17 protein-coding genes and 5 pseudogenes are annotated in these 21,355 nt (G+C 62.0%); 13 read left to right on the top strand and 9 right to left on the bottom strand.

The window, feature by feature from the left end:
* The first annotated feature begins 718 nt into the window (after positions 1–718).
* Both tnpC and NKI17_RS31680 read left to right on the top strand, forming a co-directional pair.
* The gene (tnpC, locus tag NKI17_RS31675; RefSeq protein ID WP_352624957.1) at positions 719–2,002 is read left to right on the top strand and encodes an IS66 family transposase; all 1,284 of its coding nucleotides are present in this window, start codon (positions 719–721) and stop codon (positions 2,000–2,002) included.
* 101 nt (positions 2,003–2,103) lie between these two features.
* Positions 2,104–2,442: an IS1096 element passenger TnpR family protein gene (locus tag NKI17_RS31680; RefSeq protein ID WP_352624969.1), complete on the top strand. Its 339-nt coding sequence runs from the start codon at positions 2,104–2,106 to the stop codon at positions 2,440–2,442.
* 128 nt (positions 2,443–2,570) lie between these two features.
* On the opposite strand, the gene NKI17_RS31685 is transcribed toward NKI17_RS31680, so the two are convergent.
* Positions 2,571–3,344, bottom strand: a complete 774-nt coding sequence (locus tag NKI17_RS31685; RefSeq protein WP_352529055.1) for a MurR/RpiR family transcriptional regulator — start codon at positions 3,342–3,344, stop codon at positions 2,571–2,573.
* Positions 3,345–4,845: 1,501 nt separating this feature from the next.
* On the opposite strand from NKI17_RS31685, the pseudogene NKI17_RS37165 reads away from it, so the two are divergent.
* Positions 4,846–5,184 (top strand): annotated as a pseudogene (locus tag NKI17_RS37165) (Tn3 family transposase); the annotation flags it as partial.
* On the opposite strand, the pseudogene NKI17_RS31700 reads toward NKI17_RS37165, so the two are convergent.
* Positions 5,177–5,665: pseudogene (locus NKI17_RS31700) on the bottom strand (Tn3 family transposase); the annotation flags it as partial. The pseudogenes NKI17_RS37165 and NKI17_RS31700 sit on opposite strands and share 8 nt — an antisense overlap.
* A 33-nt stretch (positions 5,666–5,698) precedes the next feature.
* Here NKI17_RS31700 and NKI17_RS37170 point away from each other — a divergent pair.
* Entirely contained in the window at positions 5,699–5,854 is a 156-nt protein-coding gene (locus tag NKI17_RS37170) for a recombinase family protein (protein ID WP_502894676.1), read from the top strand.
* Positions 5,855–6,245: 391 nt separating this feature from the next.
* Here the strand turns inward: NKI17_RS37170 and NKI17_RS31710 are convergent, their stop codons facing one another.
* The 3 genes from NKI17_RS31710 to NKI17_RS31720 all read right to left on the bottom strand — a co-directional run bounded on the left by NKI17_RS31710 (position 6,246) and on the right by NKI17_RS31720 (position 8,777).
* Entirely contained in the window at positions 6,246–6,464 is a 219-nt protein-coding gene (locus NKI17_RS31710; protein WP_352785596.1) for an FMN-binding negative transcriptional regulator, read from the bottom strand.
* Between the two features lie 125 nt (positions 6,465–6,589).
* A complete protein-coding gene (locus tag NKI17_RS31715; RefSeq protein WP_352785598.1) occupies positions 6,590–7,492 on the bottom strand; it encodes a dihydrodipicolinate synthase family protein in 903 nt (300 codons plus the stop codon).
* Between the two features lie 52 nt (positions 7,493–7,544).
* The gene (locus tag NKI17_RS31720) at positions 7,545–8,777 is read right to left on the bottom strand and encodes a trans-sulfuration enzyme family protein (RefSeq protein WP_352907367.1); all 1,233 of its coding nucleotides are present in this window, start codon (positions 8,775–8,777) and stop codon (positions 7,545–7,547) included.
* Positions 8,778–8,860: 83 nt separating this feature from the next.
* Between NKI17_RS31720 and pdxR the strand changes: the two genes are divergently transcribed.
* The 9 genes and pseudogenes from pdxR to NKI17_RS31765 all read left to right on the top strand — a co-directional run bounded on the left by pdxR (position 8,861) and on the right by NKI17_RS31765 (position 17,475).
* A complete protein-coding gene (pdxR, locus tag NKI17_RS31725) occupies positions 8,861–10,357 on the top strand; it encodes a MocR-like pyridoxine biosynthesis transcription factor PdxR (protein ID WP_502894674.1) in 1,497 nt (498 codons plus the stop codon).
* 158 nt (positions 10,358–10,515) lie between these two features.
* On the top strand, positions 10,516–11,007 hold the full coding sequence (locus tag NKI17_RS31730; protein WP_352579575.1) for an MOSC domain-containing protein: 492 nt from the start codon (positions 10,516–10,518) through the stop codon (positions 11,005–11,007).
* 6 nt (positions 11,008–11,013) lie between these two features.
* Positions 11,014–11,964, top strand: a complete 951-nt coding sequence (locus tag NKI17_RS31735; protein WP_352907368.1) for a PDR/VanB family oxidoreductase — start codon at positions 11,014–11,016, stop codon at positions 11,962–11,964.
* A 53-nt stretch (positions 11,965–12,017) separates the two neighbouring features.
* Entirely contained in the window at positions 12,018–14,411 is a 2,394-nt protein-coding gene (locus tag NKI17_RS31740) for a thiamine pyrophosphate-binding protein (protein ID WP_352579566.1), read from the top strand.
* 99 nt (positions 14,412–14,510) lie between these two features.
* Positions 14,511–14,633 (top strand): hypothetical protein, encoded by a 123-nt coding sequence (locus NKI17_RS31745; protein WP_352579567.1) that lies wholly within the window; start codon positions 14,511–14,513, stop codon positions 14,631–14,633.
* Positions 14,630–15,166, top strand: a complete 537-nt coding sequence (locus NKI17_RS31750; RefSeq protein ID WP_352579568.1) for an ester cyclase — start codon at positions 14,630–14,632, stop codon at positions 15,164–15,166. The genes NKI17_RS31745 and NKI17_RS31750 overlap by 4 nt, the downstream gene beginning before the upstream one ends.
* 118 nt (positions 15,167–15,284) lie before the next feature.
* Positions 15,285–15,491, top strand: a complete 207-nt coding sequence (locus NKI17_RS31755) for a hypothetical protein (protein WP_352579569.1) — start codon at positions 15,285–15,287, stop codon at positions 15,489–15,491.
* 4 nt (positions 15,492–15,495) lie between these two features.
* Positions 15,496–16,632: pseudogene (locus NKI17_RS31760) on the top strand (trans-sulfuration enzyme family protein).
* 150 nt (positions 16,633–16,782) lie between these two features.
* Complete coding sequence (locus NKI17_RS31765) at positions 16,783–17,475, top strand: B3/B4 domain-containing protein (protein ID WP_352694549.1); 693 nt, start codon at positions 16,783–16,785, stop codon at positions 17,473–17,475.
* 202 nt (positions 17,476–17,677) lie between these two features.
* Here NKI17_RS31765 and NKI17_RS31770 read toward each other — a convergent pair.
* From NKI17_RS31770 to NKI17_RS31785, 4 genes and pseudogenes are all read right to left on the bottom strand, one after another.
* Positions 17,678–17,812: pseudogene (locus NKI17_RS31770) on the bottom strand (biotin synthase BioB); the annotation flags it as partial.
* A gap of 413 nt (positions 17,813–18,225) precedes the next feature.
* Positions 18,226–19,305, bottom strand: a pseudogene (locus tag NKI17_RS31775) (HPP family protein); the annotation flags it as partial.
* 677 nt (positions 19,306–19,982) lie between these two features.
* The gene (locus tag NKI17_RS31780) at positions 19,983–20,294 is read right to left on the bottom strand and encodes an ABC transporter permease family protein (RefSeq protein ID WP_352642819.1); all 312 of its coding nucleotides are present in this window, start codon (positions 20,292–20,294) and stop codon (positions 19,983–19,985) included.
* Positions 20,295–20,753: 459 nt separating this feature from the next.
* Positions 20,754–21,355: TCP-1/cpn60 chaperonin family protein (locus NKI17_RS31785; RefSeq protein WP_352907369.1), on the bottom strand; the 602-nt coding region annotated here is incomplete at its 5' end.

Consider the following 21,355-nt stretch of genomic DNA (forward strand, 5'->3'; position numbering starts at 1 on the left):
GTCCGCAAGCCCCCGCTCGAGGCGATGTGCGCATCTGCGGGGCAAATCAGGCCCAGGTTAGAAAGGAATCGCAAAAGGCTCAATACCATGCGGCTGCACATCTGTTTTCGAGGACTGCTCGGACAGGGCTTCGTAAAGAACCTCCAACAGGATGAGAAGCGTAGTCGGTCCTGCGCAACCGCTCCCGCGAACTCGGAATCAGCTCAAAATCGTCTTTTGATCCGCGTCATGACGACGGGGCTTGACCAATCCCCGCTGCTTGACTCGCCGACCCATAGTGCAGATTGCCTGCGTGTTTCGGCAATTCCCGGACACAGCCCTGGAGTGTACCCCACCCCTGTCCGGCTTTTGCGAAATGCGCAGATTGCCGGCAATCGAAAAGGCCCGACAGCAGTTGACACCCTCTTTCGAGCCACGGCACGATCAACAAAGTGGTCGCTTCGCATCCTCGAGCTATTGCGCTGATGATACCGTCTGGACCCAGCACCGTTCCGGCTAGGCCGTGGCTTGCCAAATAGGCTAAAATGTCTGTTGCGGCGGGTGCTCGTCGAGTTTACTCACGCTCGTCCCCCTTGCCTGATCTCATCTCCGGTGCTGGGGGCTGGCAGCAAGCACCAGGTGGCGCGGCTCGACCTTCGCAGGAAACGCGGCGGTTCATGTTCGCCGCGTAATTACCCACGCCCTTGTCAGGGGCAAGAATCCCTGAATCTATGCGGTTATGGATCGCACTGATTTGCAGCGTCTGACGAAGGAAGAGTTGATCGATCTGGTGCTGCGGATGCAGCGGCCAGAGAAGACATCACGCACGTCGTCCAAGCCACCGTCGAGCGATCGCAAGGAGCGTCGGGACAGGGCAAAGCCTGGCGGCGCCAAGGCGGGTCATAAAGGTCACAGCCGCGCCATACTTGAGGATGCCGATCGCATCATCGATCATCATCCCGACCAATGCCCTTGCTGCCGCGCCAGCCTGTCGAGCGATATTGCTGCCGAAACCGTCAGCGAGCACGACAAGATTGAGCTTCCCGCGATCAGGCCTTTGATTGAGCGCCATCGGCGTCTGGCAGTCCGTTGCCCGTCCTGCGGCACACTGGTCGTCGCGGCTGTGCCAGATGCGGCGAAGGGGACGCCGTTCGGGCCACGCGTGCACGCCGTAGCGACCTATCTCAAGACTTTCCAGGCCCTGTCCTACGAGCGGCTGCAGGGCGCGTTCGCGAACCTTTTCGGTCTCACCATCAGCCAGGGCGGACTGATGAACATGTTGCGCCGTGCGCAGGGCGCCTTCGCGGCCGAGTGCGACAAGGCGGTCGCGACGTTGCGCCGGGCCAAGGTCATCGCCTCCGATGAGACCGGCGTGCGGATCGAAGGAAGCAACGCCTACCACTGGGTGTTTCGCTGCGCCGAAGCGGTTGTTCATCAAGCGGCGCCAACGCGCGGCGCCGTCGTGGTCCGGACCCTGATGGACGGCCATCGGCCCGACGTCTGGTGTTCCAATCGCTATGCCGCGCAACAAGGTCATGCAGATGCGCATCAGACCTGCCTGGCGCATCTCGCCCGCGACGTCGCCTATGCGGACGAGGCAAGTGAGGACATGCTGCCCTCACGGCTCAAGCGTTGGCTGCAGAGAGCCTTCGCCCTAGCCGACGGTATCGAAACCTTCGCCGCCTCGACCGTCGCCGGTAAACGTCGCGCCCTGGAGCGAAGTCTGGACGATATCTTCGCCACCACAACGTCGTGCGATCTGGCCCGCGATATCCAAAACAAGTTCAGGCGAGCTCGCGATCAACTTTTGACCTTTGCCCAATGGCCAGGAATGGTCGACGCGACGAACAACGCCTGCGAACGCGCGCTGAGACCCGCCGTCGTTCAACGCAAGATCACCAACGGCTATCGCGCCATGTGGGCCGCAAAGGGCGAAGCCGACATTCGAACCGTCGTCGACACGGCTCGTCTCGCGCCAGGCACGAACCCCTTCAAAATCATCCTTCAAACCGTCAGCGCCTGAAATTCGCCATGACTGAGCCCGCGACCTTGATCTTCCGAGCCTCTCTTCGGGCACGGCTTTATCGGGACATCGAGGTGTCAAGTTAGAGCACGCTAGCGGATCTGGCCGAAGCCATCGTAGCGGCTTTTGGCTTCGACATGGACCACGCCTACGGCTTCTGTTCAAAACTGACGGGAAAGCTGTTCGACTCGCCCCAGCGGTTCGAACTCTTCGCCGACATAGAGGGGAGCGGCTCTCGCAGCGTGAAGGGCACGCGCGTCACCATAGCCTTCCAGAAGGTGGGCTCGGCAATGACCTTCTTGTACGACTACGGTGACGAGTGGCGCTTCCGCGTTGAAGTTATTGGAACAGGGCAGGCGCAGCCCGATGCCAATTACCCGAGGATCGTCAGCAAGATCGGCAAGGCTCCCCCGCAGTACCCGGACATCGACGACGAGTGACGACGCACCGTGCCGCATCGAGAGGGCAAGGGCGTGGGTAATTACTTCGCCGCCTCTGGCTCGAGCACGTGCCCAAGGTGAGATTCGGGTATGGCGTCGAAACTGGCCGGATTAGCCTAGTCAGGCGTTCAAACTTCCCTCACCTGCAGACACTGGCAGAGATATTCGCTCAGCAATACTACAGGCGGAACATGCATCGCCGACCCGGACTGTGGCCAAGCTCCAGCCGAGGTAAACAAGACCGCCTCGTCGGCAGTCTGAGCGATCGGGCAGTCCGCGCGGGTCGTAATGGCAATCGTATATGCTCCGGTTTTGCGCGCAATTGCCAGAAAAGCCCTGGTTTCCTCAGTGTGGCCAAGCGAGGAAACGCCAAGAGCAAGGCCCGACGAGCCAAGTCTCCGCGCAAGAGCGTGAGACATGGTGGCGGACCCCGAGGAATGCGCGGGGAACCCTAGCCAGATCAGCCGCATGGCCAAAATATCAGCGCAGACTGAAGACGGCCCCGCGCCAAACACTTCGACGCGACGGGCCGCTCGGACGCGGTTGGCAAGCCCAGTAATTTGAAGATCGTCAAAACCTCGAGCGGACGCGGCAATTGAGCTTTGTAAAGCAGTACTGAGAGCGGCGACCCCCGGTGCTACGTCTATATCTTCTGGTGCGGCGCGTTCAGCCAGCTCAATCAGCGTTACCCGCTCAATGTCGCCGCTGAGCGCAATCTTAAACTCGCGGAATCCCGAGAGTCCCAGCCTTCGGCAAAATCTTATTATTGAAGCAGGCCCAGTTGCGGTGTCGTGCGCTAGGTCGGCGATGGACATCGTTAGAACAGCCTTCGGATCTTGCTCAATATACAGAGCTATACGTGCGAGCGCATTCGGAGCCGTATTGATTACATCATGGATCATGTCTAGCAGTGATTGCTGTGTCCGTCGGGGCTCTTGCATACTGTCCTAAGGTGTTCGATTCAATTGGAACTCAACTCCCCTACCCGAAGGCAAGGGAAATCCCCTGAATAACTCGAGTCTGCTGCAGGTGCATTGACGCAGATCAAAGACAAGTTCGATGCCGGATTTCCGGCCTGCTTCGTTCGCGGCGGCAGCCATTCCGAGCACCACGCTTTAGATGTCAGTGCGGATTCCGACGACAACGGCGTTCCGACCCAAAAACCGGATTCTCCATCGGTGTCCGCGAATTTCTGGTACACGCATTCCAGCTGGAGCACAGGTTCATGCCGACCTGATGGCAAAGTTTGTGTAAGCCAGCCAAGGTGGCCCGCTGTGTGGCAGCCAGATCGACCAAACATCGCATTCTCCAGCGGCGCAAGTCCCCCGGACGAGGCCGGAGTCGCACCTTTCGGGGGCCAACCTGCTCCGCTGAGCCCTCCGTTGGTCCTAGCGCTTTAGGTCTTGTGCACTCTTACGATTGACTGGGTCTGAGCCACTCCCACGGCTACGAAGACGAACCCACCTTGGCGTTCTTCACCTATGTAACGCAGTATCGGCGCAGATTGGTTCAAGCTGCAAGATGGATGCGATTGCGCCCCGCCATCTTGGCGGAATAGAGAGCCGTATCAGCCCGAGCCAGCATATCTCGGTGGTGGTGTCGCCCGCGCGAGCAGTAGCGACTCCAGCCGAGAAGGTGTATCCAAATTCTAACTTCTCCCTGAGCGGCCGTGAGTTGCGAACACAGTTGAGCATCCTTGCGATGATCAGCTCCGCTGCAGCAGCTAATGTGTTTGGCAACACCAGGACGAATTCTTCTCCGCCCACGCGGCGAAACAGTCGGATCGTCTTACCTCTTTGTTCCCCCGGTCGACGAGTGCCGCCCTGAGACCCTCGATAAGGGATGCATCTTCGGAGTAAAGAGGACGCCCTATCGGCACCTACGCAAACTGTTGTTGAACGACCTGGCTGCAGCGCCGAGGCGCCCAAGATCGCCCCGCCGCCACCGGCGTGCGGCGGCTGTGCTTCCCTTGATGAGCCCAGTTGAGGGATGGAGGCCTGCGGCACGCGACCGCTTGAATTGCCGGTATCGCCGAGCGGTCCCGCAATGGCATATCGTTGAGCATGGCTGAGCGTCTTCTGCCTCTGCTCGCGCGACCAGTCGCAGCATGCGCCGAGCCGCTTGAGCTGCTTGAAGATCACACCGCCCGATTCCGCAGAACCAGGTTCGTACCGCGCAACTGGGAGAACACCTATTCAACTGACCGCCAAGCAGCACGCCGGTTTGGCCTTGTGCAGGGCCGTGGCGCCGGCCTGGATCAACAGGCGACCCGCGACTTCCCACATCGAAAAGGGGGCCCATGCGAGCAGCATGAAGGCCGACGAGACGCCGCCGAGCACCGCGACGTTGCCTTGCCGAATGCGACAGCCAGTTCCTTGAGACGCATCGGCTGCCCGGCGGAACAAGCTCGACGGCGTGCGCCTGGTTGAAGATCGCTTGCAGATTTCTCCTGCCAAAACCACGGTCCCGCCGACGCCGAAGCGCTCGCCGACCGGCTCGGCCATGATGCCACGCATTCGCATCACCGAACTTCTGCACGAAGTCGCCCGCGAAACAGGCTTCATGACGGCGTTCACCAATCTGCGCACCGGCGAAAACTGTCCCAACGAGAGCGCACTGTTGGCCACCATCCTTGCCGATGCCACGAATCTCGGCCTGTCCCGCATGGCTGCCGCAAGTCAAGGAGTCACCTGCGACCAACTCGTCTGGACGCAGGATGCCTACGTCCGCGAAGAGCCGTGGTTTTGGCAGGAGAAATCTGCAAGCGATCTTCAACCAGGCGCACGCCGTCGAGCTTGTTCCGCTTGAGGCGGTGCGCAAACTTTTTCAGCCGCCAATCGAGCTTCCGGCCGCGCCGATCGAGCCATTCGTCGGCGGCTGACGGCAACCCAAGTTTCGAAACGATCGGTGCGGCCACCGGCTCGGGCAGGAGATAGCTGTCGAAACGACGGTACGCGGAAGACCGTTCCACCCACACGTCCCCAGAACGCAGCTTGTTGCGCAAATGGGCAAACATTGCCGTTTCATAGAGCCGGCGATTGATCTTGCCATCCGGGCCGATCACCAGCTTGCGCCAGTCCTTCTTGAACGGCATCGGCGCATCGGGCGGAACATCGCGTTTGCCCGATCTCTTCAGTTCGCGGAGCATACGGATTCCGGCGATCGTGCGGGCGCTTCTCCGCCCGCCTTTGAATTCCAAGGCCTCGATCAGCGTCGAGGCGAACGCCAGATCAACCTGCTCAGTCTGGAAGAGAAGATCGATACATCCTCAGCCGCAGGCGAGCTCGTGTTCCGTGTATTCGGTGCGATCGCTCATTTCGAGCGACGGCTGATTTCCGAGCGCACGAAAGATGGCGTGGCTGCAGCACGGGCGAAAGGGAGACAACCCGGTCGGCAACCGCTCGACATGTAAAAGGTCGAGGCCGCCATCAAGCTGATCAAGGCCAACATGTCGCCGACCGAAGCTGCGAGGCACTGGGTCTCGGCCGATCGACCGTCTATCGCCGAAATGAGGCGACTGGGCATCAGTCGGCCAGCGCAGTGATCACTTCCGACGCTTTGCAAACTCTCGCTCTGGGAACTTCAAGGGCAAAGCGTGACCCGTTTTCGTCGTTGACTGCTCAATTGGGCCGACCGCTACGCCTGGAAGGCTGACGTTGCTGGGTCGGCTGGACCGGTCTCTGGAAGGCGGCGTGCAATTTCGTGTGCCAGGCGCTTATCGTTCGCTCGGCTTTTCGCAGTACCATCCAGTAGGGCAAGCTTTGCTGACATTCATCAAAGTGCGATGGGCCACGCTCTTCAGCCTAGTTCCAGGTCGGCACCTGCTTGTGGAACTCCTGCTTGCTCGGATACCACCGCGGCGAAATGTAGGCGTCGGCGGCGCGGAACACCACGAGCACCTCATCGCCGGTCGCCACGTCCTGCCAAACTGGATTGTTGCGTGCGACGTGGCAGCGAAGGGTACCGTTTTCCCCCTGTGACGTGTCGAGTTCGAAGGGAGATCGGCGTCGAGACCGCTCCAGCCATGGTTATCAGAACGCCGAGTGCGTTGTTCTCGATCAGTTCGTAAAGGACTTCTCGGCTCGGTTCATCGAAATGAGCGGGTAAATACATGACAGTTCCTTTCACTGGCCGCCGGGTTCGCTGTTCACCGGCTGGCATCCGATGGCAAGCGTTCCAACGCGGCGGCGATCTGGCGCTTCGCTGCTGAGGGCAGAGGCAGGATGGGACGCGGGGGGTCGGCACGGCAAATGTCGAGCAATTCGGCAAGTGCATAGACGACGCGAAGGCTCGAGAACTCCTTGAAGAGGCTCCAGAGCGGCGCAAGCGTGGCATCGATCCGTCGCGCTTCGGCCGCATCGCCCTGTTGCGCCGCCGTGACGATCTTCACGCAGACCTCGGGCAGGATGCCGGCGAGGACGCTGTACCATGTGTCGGCGCCGGCGATCATGGCCTCTGCAGCGTTCCAGTCGCCGCTGTAGCCGATCGAGAACCCTTCCGGCACAGTGCGCCTCTGGTCGGCCAGATGGCTCTTGATCGCATCGCCCTTGTCTGTCGGATTCTTGATAGCGACAATCCCACCCACCTTTGCCAGGCGGCTGATGAGTGCTGGGGTGAAATGGAAATGCGTCGTTCCTGGATTGTCGTAGACGACGATCGGCAGGCCGCTCTCGCACGCCACCGTCGAGAAATGTTCGAACACCTCGTCCTCAGTGAGCGGGGTGTAGGAGGCGGCCGCAAGCAGCCCCGCGGCAGCTCCAAGGGCCTTGGCGTCCTGCGCGAACCTCACTGCTTCATCGGTGCGCAACGCGCCCACACCCACCACGACCGGCGTTCGCCCGGCGATTTCGTCCAAGGTCTCGGCGAGCGTCCGTCGCCGTTCCTCGCGCGACAGATACATGTAGGTGCCGGTGCTGCCGAGAAGACCGATGGAGTCGACCTGAGCGGCGCCAAGCCGAGCAATCAGCCTGCGCAGAGCAACGGTATCGACGCGGCCGTCACGATCGGCGGGCGTGATGGGAAACGCGGAAAGACCGCTCAGGAATGCCATGGCAAGGCTCCAGGTTTGTGCGTGAGCGCAGGACTGGCCGGACGACAGGTCATCACAAGGCGTCCAGAGCCCGCCGCAGGTCGGCGATCAGGTCATCGGCGTCTTCAAGGCCCACCGAGAGACGCATGAGGTCCTCGCCGACTCCATCGGCCAGATGCGCATCCTTGCGGATCGGCTGACGAGCACGGGTCAGGCTTGCCGGATGATAGATGAGACTGTCGGCATCGCCGAGGCTGACAGCCCGGGTGATCAGGTTGAGCCGGTCCATCATCCGGCGCGCGCCCTCGAACCCAGCGTGGAGGCCAAAGGCCAACATGCCGGACCCTTGGGACATCTGCTTTCGCGCCGTCACCTGATCAGGGTGCGAGTCGAGGAAGGGATAACTCACCCATGCCACCGCCGGGTGCGCCTCGAGCGCCTGAGCCACCGCAAGGGCAGTGGCGCTGTGCCGTTCCATGCGCAGCGTGAGCGTCTTCAGACCGCGCAGGATCAGGAAGGCTGACATGGGCGAGAGCGCTGCGCCGGTGATGTAGCGCAGGCCCGTTTCGTGCAGCGTGCGGAGCGTTTGCGCGTCGCCGAGAATCGCCCCGCCAAGGGCATCGCCGTGCCCATTGATGTATTTGGTCAGCGAGTGGAGCACGAGGTCTGCCCCATGTTCGAGCGGCCGCTGGAGCGCGGGGGAGGCGAAGGTGCTGTCGACTGCAACCTTTACACCGCGCGCGTGGGCGCGCTCGGCAATGGCAGCGATGTCGAGGATGCGGCTCAGCGGATTCACCGGCGTCTCGAAGAAAACAAGCCGGGTCCGCTCGGCAATCGCGGCATCGAGATTGTGAGGATCGGACAGGTCGACCGCGACGACCTTGATGCCGAAGCGGGGGACCGCCTGTTCGACCATGGCAAGCGTGTTCACATAAAGCGTCCTGTGGACGATGAGTTCATCGCCTTGGGACAGGAGCGACAGGATCAGCGTCCCGAAAGCCGCCATCCCCGAGGCAACGACCAGACCTGCCTCGGCTCCTTCCAGATTGGCAAGCCGTTGTTCGAGGATCTCCGTCGTCGGATTGTATTCGCGCGCATAGAGCCTTCCGCCAAGCGCGGCGGCGGCCTCGTTCGCTGCCACGCTTTCGAATCCATAGGTCGAGGTCAAGAAGACTGGCGGCTGAACGGCATTGGAAAAGCCGGCGGGATCGTAGCCATGATGGATCGCCCGAGTGGCGAATCCGGGACCGGTGTCGTTGAGCGACCGCGTGAGAGCATCGGTCTCGGATTGATAGGAGCGGGTCATTCGGCCTCTAAGATCTTTCTTGGGTTTCCGAAAGATTGCCGGCAAACTGGCCAATGTGAAATATCCAGTTGGCGATGAATGAAATGGTCCAGTCTTCAAGTGCCGGTTCTGCAGGTCGCACGCACGCGATGGGTGCACGCCAGATCTACGAGGCTCTTCGCGAGCAGATCCTCGGAAGTGTCTACGAAACCGGCAGTCAGCTGCCGTCCTCCCGAGGCCTCGCAAATGACCTTGGGGTTTCGCGAACGACGGTGACGGTCGCCTATGAGCAACTGGCTGCGGAAGGTTTCATCGACGTCCGTCAAGGCGCACGACCCCGCGTTGCATCTTCGTTGATCGGTCCTGGGACAAGCCGCACGCCTGCGAAACGGGTCGGCCCGGTTCTTCTGTCCGCCTATGGGGGCCGACTGCGCGTTACGCCGCCCTGGCCGGATTATCTGCCGACTGGGCTGAAGGTCGATTTCCGCTATGGCGACCTGGCGCCGTCAGACTTCCCCGCATTGGTCTGGAAACGTGCGATGAACGAGGCGATGGGGCAGCGCCCGTTGCGTCTTGCCTATGAGGATCCGCGCGGCTCGCGCCGGCTGCGCCAGGCGCTCCAGGGCTATCTCTGGCGCGCCCGAACCCTGAGCTGCGACCTCGAGCAGATCATCATCGTCAACGGTTCGCAGCAGGGCCTCGACCTGTGCGCGCGCCTGCTTCTCGATCCCGCCGACCGCTTTGTCATCGAGGACCCGTGCTATAGGATGGCGCGTCAGGTCTTTGCCAGTACGGGTGCCTCGCCCATCCCGGTCACCGTCGACGAGGACGGGATGAAGACGGAGTTGCTGGCGGGGATCGGGGCGCGACTGGCCTATGTCACGCCATCGCATCAGTTTCCGCTGGGCGGCGTCATGCCGATCGCGCGCCGCCATCAGCTTCTGGAATGGGCGCGGCACAACAACGCCTATGTGATCGAGGACGACTACGACAGCGAATATCGCTACGATATCAATCCGGTCCCTCCGCTGCACAGTCTTGAGGACCACGGGGCTGTCATCTACCTCGGCACGATCTCCAAAACGCTCTCGCCGATGCTGCGTATCGGCTATCTCGTCGTCCCGACGGAATTGCAGGAGGTCTTCGCAACCGCCAAACAATTCGCGGACCGGCATTCGCCGGTGGCTGAACAGGAGGCTCTGGCCTGTTTGATCGAGAGTGGCGGCTACGAAAGCCATGTGCGGCGTGTGCGCAGGCTGAACGGCGAGCGTCGGGAGACGTTGTTGGGCGCCTTGCGGCACAGCTTCGGCGATCGCATCGCTGTCCAGGGAGCAGATGCCGGACTGCACGTCGCCGTTTGGTTCAAAGACCTGCCACGATCGCAGGAACCGGCACTGGTCGAAGCCGCCCGACGTGCGGGCTTGGGGCTACACCTGATCTCGCCGCTATACGAACAGCCATCGGACGAAGGCCGCGCGGATCGCGTCGGTCTTGTCATGGGATATGCCGCCTTGAGCATTAGGCAGATCGGGAAGGGCGTTGAGGTCCTGCGAGAGGTTGTCAAGCAGGTGCAAGACGCGATGCCGGCGCGGAACAACTGAGACAGGGGGAGGTCGAAAGCAGGCGCTGAAAACGGTCCGAGGGGGCCCCGTATTTCTTTGCAACAGCCAACTGGACCGGGAAAACGCCATGCAACTGGCGCTGTTGATCAGGCCAGTTTTGCAGCAGGTTTCCACGAGACAAATTTCCGAGAGCGATGATGACCTGGCTAGGAAAGCTGCTTCATATCCATATCGCGCCTGCTGCCTCCTATGAAATGGAGGAGCTAGCGGAGGCGCAGCTTATTGCCGGCCAAGGCATTGTCGGAGATCGCTACTACCTGGGGGCGGGGACCTATTCGGCGCGTCCCGACGTTCGCGAGGTGACGCTGATCGAAGCTGAAGTTCTGGAAGCCATCGCGCAGGGCGAACCCAGGATACCGGGCTTCAAGGCCAAGCTGGCGCCCGAAGATCACCGGCGCAATCTGACGACACGAGGCGCTCCGCTAGGCCATCTTGTCGGCAAACGCTTCCGGGTCGGGGAAACGATCCTTAGAGCCGCCCGGATGAATGTCCCGTGCAAGTATATCGAGGAGTTGCTGGGGCTTCCGGGTCTCTACGACGGGCTTCTGAACCGCTCCGGCCTGAACTGCGCAATCGAGGTCGGGGGCGTGATCCGCCCCGGTGATCTGATCTTGCCCATCGACGAGTGAAACGCCATGGCCTCGCCCCGCATCGTCATGAAGCTGACCGTGACCGCTGTCCGCAAGGAGCCGGGGGAAGTACTGGTCATCGGCCTCAAACACCCGCGCAAACCTGTGCTGCCGCCGTTCGAGGCGGGTTCTCACGTCGATGTCCATCTGCCTGAACGGAAGGTGCGTCAGTATTCTCTTTGCGGCGACCCGACCGAGCTCAGCCGCTACACCATCGCGGTGAAGCGCGAGAATGACGGCCGTGGCGGCTCGGCGTGGATCCACGAAACCATTGCCGTCGGCTCCACACTGCCTGTCTCCGCGCCACGCAACCATTTTGCGCTCAAGCCAGGCGAGGGGCCGACTTTGCTGCTGGCAGGGGGGATCGGGATCACCCCGGTTCTGGCCATGGCGCGCGCGCTCACCCGGCAGGCCAAGCCCTTCGAGTTGCACTATTTCACCCGCAGCCGGGCGCTCACGCCACTCTTGCCGGTGATCGAGGGCGATCTTCCTGGCGGCAATGTTCGGCTCCATTTCGACGACGAGACGGCGACCCGGCAGGACATCGCCGCGCTGCTGGCGAACCGTTCGGCCGAGGCACAGGTTTACTATTGCGGACCGCCCGGATTCATGGCCGCCGTGGGGCGGGCGGCTGAACACTGGCCTGAGGGCACGGTTCATTTCGAAACTTTCCAGCCTCCCGACTTTGATGGCGCACCACCGGAACCATTCGTCATAGAACTCCGTGAGGGCAGGATGGTTGAGGTTTTGGCGCAGACCACGGCGCTCGCGGCTCTGCGCGCCGCCGGGGTGCCCTTACTGGCCTCATGCGAGAAGGGGGTTTGCGGGACCTGCGAATGCGTTATGCTTAGTGGACAGCCGATCCATCGGGATTCCGTCCTGTCCAAAGACGCACGCGGCCATCGCTTCATCCCCTGCGTGTCACGCGCGACGGGCGTGCTGAAGCTCGATCTTTGACGATCTACTCTGGGAGGCATCGGTCCGACCGCTGATTTTCGGGGAAGTGAATAATGACGAAACTTGCATATTTGAACGAGATCGAGCGCTGCGCTTCCTGGCTCGCAGCCTGGACTATCCACCACGCCAACCACGTCCGCGAGGGAGATGAGATCAAGGTCGGCGGCCATCAGGCTTCTTCAGCCTCCCTGAGCACGATCATGACTGCACTCTACGGATCGGTGCTGCGCCCGCAGGACCGGGTGGCGGTCAAACCTCACGCGGCGCCGATCTTCCACGCACTCCAGTATCTCGCCGGCAACCAGACCCGTGAAAAGCTCATGAACTTTCGCGGCTACAAGGGCGCCCAAAGCTACCCTTCGCGGACCAAAGACATCGACGATGTCGATTTCTCGACCGGGTCGGTGGGTCTCGGCGTCGCGCAGACGCTGTTTTCCTCGCTGGTGCAGGACTACGTCTCGGCCCATGGCTGGATGAAGGGCCGCCCCGAGGGTCGGATGATCAGCCTGATCGGCGATGCCGAAATGGACGAGGGCAACATCTACGAAGCCCTGATCGAGGGCTGGAAGCACGGGCTACGGAACTGCTGGTGGATCGTGGACTACAACCGCCAGTCGCTCGACGCCGTGATCCGGGAGGGCCTCTGGCAGCGGTTCGAGCAGATTTTCCGCAATTTCGGCTGGGATGTGATGATCCTGCGCCATGGTGCGCAGCAAGAGGCAGCCTTCACTGAGCCGGGGGGCGAGAAGCTGCGTGAGTGGATCGAGCGGTGTCCCAACCAGCTCTATGCGGTGCTGACCTTCCAAGGGGGTGCTGCCTGGCGCAAGCGGCTCCTCGACGAGATCGGAGATCAGGGGCCGGTCGCCGCCCTGATTGAACGCCGCTCCGACGACGCGTTGCAGGCACTCATGACGAACCTTGGCGGGCATGACATGCCGAGCCTCCTCGAAGCCTTCGAAGCGGCTTCCAGCCATGACCGGCCCGTCTGCTTCATCTGCTACACCATCAAGGGCTACGGTCTGCCGCTTGCCGGACACAAGGACAACCATGCGGGACAGATGACGCCTGCGCACATGGAAGGTTTCCGCCGGCAAATGGCCGTCAAGCCGGGTGAGGAGTGGGACAAATGGGCCGCCGCCACCCTGCCGGAAGCGGAGCTTGACGCCTTCCTCGCCAAGGTGCCGTTCTTCGGTGAGGGGCGTCGGCGGTTGTCAGCGCCGTCAGTGCCGGTGCCCGCAACCCTTCCGTTGCCGGGACAGCCCGGCAAGCCGCTGTCGACCCAGATGGGCTTCGGTCAGATTCTGACCGACATCGCTCGCGAGCAGAGTCCACTTGCCGAACGCATTGTCACCACCTCGCCCGATGTGACGGTCTCGACCAATCTCGGGGGCTGGGTCAACCGGCGCGGCCTTTTTGCCCGCGAGACCATGGCCGACACCTTCAAGGCCGAACGCATCCCCTCCACCTACAGTTGGGAGTTCGGACCGAAGGGGCAGCACCTGGAACTCGGGATCGCAGAGTCAAACCTGATGATCATGCTCGGGGCGCTCGGACTATCGCATTCGATCAACGGCGTCCGTCTGCTGCCGATCGGGACGGTCTACGACCCGTTCATCTATCGTTCCGCCGATCAACTGAATTATGCCTGCTACCAGGACGCGCGTTTCATGCTGGTCGCCACGCCCTCCGGCGTGACGCTGGCGCCGGAGGGCGGGGCGCACCAATCGATCGGCACCCCGCTGATCGGCATGGCGCAGGATGGGCTTTGCGCCTTCGAACCGGCCTTCGTCGACGAGCTGTCCGTGATCATGCGCTTCGCGTTCGATTACATGCAGCGCAACGGCGAAGGAGATCCGGACGAGACGACATGGCTGCGTGATCAGACCGGAGGGTCGGTCTATCTGCGCTTGTCCACCCGGCCGCTCGAGCAGCCGCTCCGCGACATGAGGCCGGACCTGGCACGGGATATCGTCAATGGCGCCTATTGGCTGCGACCGCCTGGGCCGAACGCCAGCGTGGTGATCGCTTATCAAGGCGTTGTCGCGCCGGAGGCGATTGCAGCGACGGGGCTTCTGGCAGAGGACCGGCGCGACGTCGGGCTGATGGCAATCACGTCAGCCGACCGGCTGAACGCGGGCTGGCAGGCAGCGGAGCGTGCCCGCCAGCGCGGAATGACCGGCGCCCTTAGCCACGTCGAGCGGATGCTGGCGCCGCTGTCGCGAGATTGCGGGATCGTTACCGCAATTGATGGTCACCCGGCGACGCTTGCGTGGATCGGCGGCGTGAACGGGCATCGCGTCAAGGCGCTTGGGGTCGAGCACTTTGGTCAGACCGGCACGATTGCGGACCTCTACCGTCACCACGGCCTAGACACCAACGCCATCGTACATGCGGCACAGGCGGTCAGTGCGGGACCGGCTATTCGCTACCGGAAGGCGCTGCCCTGACCATGAGCTACCGGATGGTCCGTGGCCGGTAGCGGATCGGCTGGTTCCACAGGCGTTCCGGTTCGAACGCTCGATATCCAGCGGCAAAAGGAGGCATTCATGAGTATCGCGCCCGATGAGCACGAGAAGGTGATGACGTTCGATGACATCGAGCTCAGCCCGCAGAAGGAGATCGTCCGGGTGTTCTACAAGGACATTGGGATCACGCGGCCGTCGACTTGATCCCGGCAATCTTTCATGAGGGGTTCACTTTCCGCGGGTCGCTCGGCCCGGTTCTCGTGGGGCACAGTGGGTTCGCTGACTATGTCAGATGGGTGACAAGCTCTCTCGATCACTACACATCCGACATCCTGGAAATGATCGAGGAAGGAAATCGGGTCTCGGCGAAGCTCCGCTTCCACGGAATCCATCGCCGTCCGCTGTTCGGTCGCGCGCCCACCGGTCGGCACGTGTGGTGGTACGGCATGCCGATCTTCACATTCGAGGACGGCAAGGTGAGAGACCTCTGGGTGCTGGGCGACATTCACGGGCTGATCAGCCGGATCGACGGCATCGCGCACGAGCAACCGGAGTTCCGCGCGGCGTCGACCGGGGCGGACCCTTCAACCGCGTCATCAAACCCAGGGATCGATGAAGATGCGCCGGCTCATCGTCTGTGGAGCAATTGCCGTTCAGCAGGAACCACGGCCCGCAATGGGGCGGGTGGACACGCATCCGCGATTTGCCCCACGCATCCTGCGGTGTTCCACGCATGAGAGTGATGGCTGCAGGTCTCGCTGCCGTCGCATTCGGTGCGGGCGACTTTCTTGGCGGTGTCGCCGCCCGGGGTGCCGAAGCCACGCGTCTTGCCCGCGCGGCCTCAGCATTGCCGCCGTGGCCAGCCTTCTCGATGGAATTGCAAACCTGTTGCTGATGGTGGCTTTCGCCACCGAGGATTGGCCGAAACCGCGGCCGTCGCCTCGCTATCCGGTCGCGATGATCGTGCTGGCCATTAAGGTCCTGCGCGAGCGGCCTTCAATGACACAGGGAATCGGTCTGCTTTTGGCCATTCCTGCCGTCTTCCTTCTCAGATCCACCTAAGGAGGTGCTCCATGCAACTGGAAACCAAAGCGATGCGGGTCGGGGTGTCGATCCTTTCACCGGCGCCGTCACGATCCCCTTCCATCCCAGTACGACCTTCGAACGGAGTGCGGACGGTGGCTACCCGTCGAGCTATGAATATATCAGGGATGCCAACCCGACGCGGAACGCGTTCGAAACGGCGATGGCCGCGCTTGAAGGAGGTCACGCCGCTGTCGCCTTCTAGTCTGGCATGGCCGCCATTACGGCGGTGTTCGAGGCGCACCCCCGCAAGGGCAATCGTATTGTCGTGCCGGACGACATGTATTTCGGCATCCGATCGCTGATTGACGAAACCGATATCGGAAGCCGGTTCGACTTCGTCGCCGTCGACATGCGCGACCTGGACGCGCTGCGCACGGCCGTGGGTGCCGCCCCCACGGGCCTCGTGTGGATCGAGACCCCCTCGAACCCGCTCATCCGTGTCGTGGATATCCGGGCGGCTTGCGACAAAGCGCACGAGGCCGGTGCGATTGCGGTGGTTGACAACACCTGGGCGACGCCCGTCCTCCAGCGCCCGTTCGAATTGGAGGCCGATGCCGTGATGCATTCGGCAACGAAATACATAGGTGGCCATTCCGATATGATGGCTGGGGTCGTCGTCTTGCCGGACGCCGCGTCTCTGGAACGCCCCCTGCGCATGATCCAGCGGCACAAGGGAAGCGTCGCGGCTCCCTTCGACTGCTGGCTGGCACTTCGTGGGCTGCAGTCTTTGCCGGTTCGCATGCGAGCCCACTGTGACGGCGCCCAGAAAGTCGCCGAAACGCTGGGCAAACATCCGGCAGTCGAAAGTGTTCTCTTTCCGGACCTGCCCGATGACCCGGGCCATGAGTTGGCCGGGCGGCAGATGTCTGGCTACGGTGCCATGCTTTCCTTCATCGTTCGAGGCGGCGCCGAGGCAGCCATGACGGTCGCTGGGCGGCTCAATCTTGTGGTGCGGGCCACGAGCCTTGGAGGCACGCATTCGCTGATGGAGCATCGGGCCTCTGTAGAAGGACCAAAGTCGATTGCTCCGGCGGGGTTGCTGCGCATCTCGGTCGGGCTCGAGCACCCGCAAGACATAATCGTCGATCTCTACCAGGCCTTGTCCACGGCCGAATGATGGAATTATCCAGCGCATGGTGCGGCATGCACCACGCCGATGCCAGAAGATCTGGACGCTCGACAAGCACCCTTCTTCATACATCTCCCGAACGACCGCCAGCGCAAAGCCTCCCCATGAGAAAAGAGCATCCCATGTCTTTCCCGCCCATTGATTGCCCCCGAGATCAAGGCCCGCTACCCGGATTTTCATCTGATCAGCATTGTGGTACGGAACGCTGAAATCGACGTGCCGGATGCACAGGCGTTGAACGACACGATTGCGGCGGCGGAACAGGCCGCGCTTCGCGATGACGCCCAAAGGGACGCGCATCTTGCGGCGTGGGCCGTTGCCTACGCGGCTTTCGGCACAAAAGCCAATCGATCGCCGTGCTCGGCCGCCGCGCTTCTCAAGCGTGTGCGGAAAGATGGCTCTCTCCCGCGGATATCCCCACTGGTTGATGCCTACAATGCCGTCAGCGTGTTGTATGGCGTTCCGGTTGGCGGGGAGGATCTCGATCTTTACCAGGGTGTCCCGAGACTTTTAATTGCGAAGGGAGCGGAGCCATTCGACACGATCCAGCAAGGTGAAATGGTAACCGAGCATCCCGAACCGGGCGAAGTCATCTGGTGCGATGATGGCGGTGTCACGTGCCGCCGCTGGAACTGGCGGCAGGGGCGGCGCACCATGGTCACGGTCAATACCCGCGCCATGTGGCTCGTGCTGGAAGCCCTCGGCCCAATGTCAGCTAAACAGATGACGGCCACCGGAGAGCGTCTGATGGGACTTATCCAAGCGTTGTGCCCGGGTGCGCGAATCGAAACCGCGCGGATCGACGAGTCCACTACATCTCGTGTCCCTTAGGGCATGGCCCCCACCTTTCGGGAAAAACACCCCACTCAGCCCTGTCCAGATCTGGCGCTCCTTGCTCGCTCCGCTGGCCTACACAGTTGATTGCGAACGACCCAGAGCGGCTCTCGAAAACGAGCGTCGAACGAAATCAGATCACCGTTTGTTCTCCCTTAGCGTTGTTTGGCGTACTTTTATCGCGATGCCCTCTGATACGCTGGCTGCAATAGCCGCAATCCTCCGGGCAGCCGCCTGTCTTGATGCTGAGAAGCCGGCTGAGCTGGACCTTGTTGGGATCGAAATTCTGGCGGTGCACGGTTTGCGCAAGGAAGAGGAGATTTTGAAGGGGCATCGTGAAGGGCCTGAGCCTTCTCCAGGGTCCACGCTCCAGGGTCCACGCTCCAGGGTCAGGGGATTGAGGCTGTGGCGATGTCTGCATTGAACTGGCTGTTTGCATGTCCATGCTGTTCCTCCGGTTCTGCCGTAAGGGTGTTTGCTGTGACGACGATCGGAAAGGACACTTGACCCACTTGTAGTCCGCGCCTTTGGTCGACATAGCGGACTGGCTCTGGCCACCGGCAAGGTTGAAGAGTGTTCCGTTGTTGCAGTCGTACTTGGCCTACGTGAACCAGATGCCTGAGCACGCGGTCGCGTTTCAGGGTTGATCTACTCGTAAAAAGGAATTGTCTTAGGCGGAAGGCCGCACTTAATACCGCTATCCCGGCGCCCCATCGGGTTCCCGGATTGAGCAGCGGAACTATTTTGTGCCGCTGCCAGCGTTGTGTCGGCCATGTGCACGCGCGCTGCCGCCGCCAGCAGGTCGGTCTGGGTGATCAGCCCAATAATGCGTCGCTCGGCATCGACGATGACCACGGCATGGCTGCGGCCGTCGGTGAGCACCGGCAGCAGGCTCATCGCCGGCGTATCGGGAGAGGCGGTGCCAGCCTTCGACATCACAGCCCTCACCGTGTCGGTCGCCTTCGTCAGCTCGCGCAGGCCAACTACACCGACCAGCCCGCCCCCGGCGTCGGTCACCGGCAGCGTCCGGATGTTGTGATCGAGCAGCAAATGACGCGCCTGGTCGGCAGGCGCATGTTCATCGACCGAAATCACATCGCGCGACATGATGTCCTCGCACAGCAGGGTCCGGTGGGAGCGCACCATCGCCTGCAACTCGACCTGCCGTAGCAGCCGCTCAAGATCGTTGCGGTCGATATCGAAGGTTTCCTCCAGCGCGCCGAGCGCGGCATCGATATCCTCGGGCTGGAAGCCGACCCGCTCCCGCGCCGGCGGATCGATGGTTCCATGCACGCTTTTAAGGGCGGGGGGCGCCACATGCGGATAGTTGCGCCGCGACAGTTTATGGATGCCGTAGCCGAGTGCGACCAGCACGATCGAGTTCAGCGCTACCGGAACGAAGGGAAACAGCAAGCCCGAGCTGAAGACGGCCGGTCCGCCGAACACCGCGGTTAAGGCGGCGGCGCCACCCGGCGGATGCAGGCAGCGCGTGAACGACATGGCGGCGATGGCCAGCGCCACCGCAATGCCGGTAGCAAGGACGGGTTCATGCACGAAATGCGCCACGATCACCCCGACCAGCGCCGAAATCGTATTGCCACCGATAATCGACCAAGGTTGCGCCAGCGGGCTTGAAGGTACGGCAAAGAGCAGCACGGCCGATGCTCCCATTGGAGCAACCAGCAGTGCGACATGTGGGCCAGACCCGTTCGCCAGCGCACTGATCACGCCAGTCAATGCGATGCCGATCATGGCCCCCATACAGGCGAGCAGCCGCTCGCGCAGGGTTGCACCGGCAAGGATCGGAACAAAGAGACGAAACGCCATGGCATACCCTTGGGCGAGTGGTCGGAACTCCGCGCTCCGCAATGCAGGCAAAGCCACAGATTTGGAAGTTAAGCCAATTCGGAAAGTCGGCTCACGGGGGAAAACTTTTGCGCGAAGCGGCCATTGCCAAATGGGTGCAGACATTTTGATCAGCCAGAGGAGGCGGACGGCACGCTGATCCGCTCGAGCGCAGCTAGAGGCCAAGGGCTGCCGTGCCGCGGGCAGCCGGAAATGGGGATGGTCGGAAGTCGAGCTGGGATGGACACTAAGAAATTCAGAGGCTTCGAAAAGCGTGCTGACAATGTCGGCACGGCAAGACAAATCAGGCCGTTGTCGCTCCACTTCCGAGGCGCACTCCAGCGGAGTACGGCTTCTACGCGGTGCTTGGTCTGCCTGTCCTTGCCACCATCGGATTCGTTTGCGTCATGCTGAAACGTCCACCTGTAGCCGCTGAGAAGACGACTGCCGCCAGTGCCGTCGTGGAACCGCCATATGACGGCGGCTTGGTTACAGAGCCGGCTCGTGTCGATCGGGCGGAGGAGCCTGATGTGACGTACATGGTCCAGAAAGTGGCCAATGAAGGTGCTGGCATCGTCAACGTGATCAGGTCACGTAATAGCGGTAATACAACCGCGACCATGAGCCTCTCAGGCGTTCGATGAGGCGGGAAAATCCGATCACCAGACCAAGCGCGATTCCGCCACACTGCCACACACGAAACCGATCAGGTCACGTTCCAGGCTCGCCAGAAGATTGGAGCCGAGGCCACCTCGGCTGAACTCTGCCATGCCGCGGGCCGCCACCTCTCCCAGCCGCGGTAGAAAACGTGGGTCAGCAGCGCCGGCATGGGCGAGCAACTCCCAAATCGCGAGCATCGCCATCGGCACCGCAAGCGGCCGCAGATGTCGGCCGATGGAGCGGAAGGGCGGCGGTGCGATGGAAGCGCCGTGCGACAGCCTATCCCGACCTGCAATCGTGATCAGGCTCATCGTGGGTCTCCGGACGCCAGCGTTGCAGATGGTTTCAGGCAAGCGTGAGCAGGCCGTGGATCACCAATCCGGTCAGGCCGACCACGATCATGGCCGAAAGAACGAGGTTCCAATTGAAAGAGCTGACGACCATAGGCCATCAGGTATCGGAGCCCTTCGAACGATGCGATGAGTTCTACCGCAACCAGGGTCTGCCAGCCGTTGAAGGCCTTCTCGCAGCCCTGTAAAGATCGACGGTACGGCGGAAGGCAGCACGATCATCGTGAGTTTCGACCAGCGGCTGAACGAAAGGACACGGCCAGACCCCCCTTACGACGACGCGTTGCGCTTCGCTAACCCTTCGCCGCCATCAGGCTGGGTAAGAGGACTTGCACGTCTAAAGCTGTCGATCATTCTCGGCACACAAAAAAGGGCGGCATTGCTGCCACCCTTTTCCGTATCTGTAGGTTGATAGCTGGATTAGAAATCCATACCGCCCATGCCGCCCATGCCACCGCCGGGCATACCAGCCGGCATGCCGCCGCCAGCCGACTCCTTCTTCGGAGCCTCCGCGATCATCGCTTCGGTGGTGACCAGCAGGCCGGCGACCGAGGCCGCGTCCTGCAGAGCCGTGCGCACCACCTTGACCGGATCGACGATACCCATGGCGATCATGTCGCCATATTCGCCGGTCTGGGCGTTGAAGCCGAACGTCGCGCCCTTGTTCTCAAGGATCTTGCCGGCAACGATCGATGCTTCCGCACCGGCGTTGGCGGCGATCTGGCGAGCCGGAGCCTGCAGCGCGCGACGCACGATGGCGATGCCGGCGGTCTGGTCGGAGTTGGCGCCGGTGACGGTGATGGCCAGCGAAGCGCGCAGCAGGGCGACGCCGCCGCCGGGCACGATGCCTTCTTCGACGGCCGCACGGGTCGCGTTGAGGGCGTCATCGACGCGGTCCTTCTTTTCCTTGACTTCGATCTCGGTCGCACCGCCGACGCGGATGACGGCAACGCCGCCCGCCAGCTTGGCGAGACGTTCCTGCAGCTTCTCCTTGTCGTAGTCCGAGGTGGTCTCCTCGATCT

Source organism: Mesorhizobium sp. M0816, assembly GCF_040320005.1.
Lineage (GTDB): Bacteria > Pseudomonadota > Alphaproteobacteria > Rhizobiales > Rhizobiaceae > Mesorhizobium.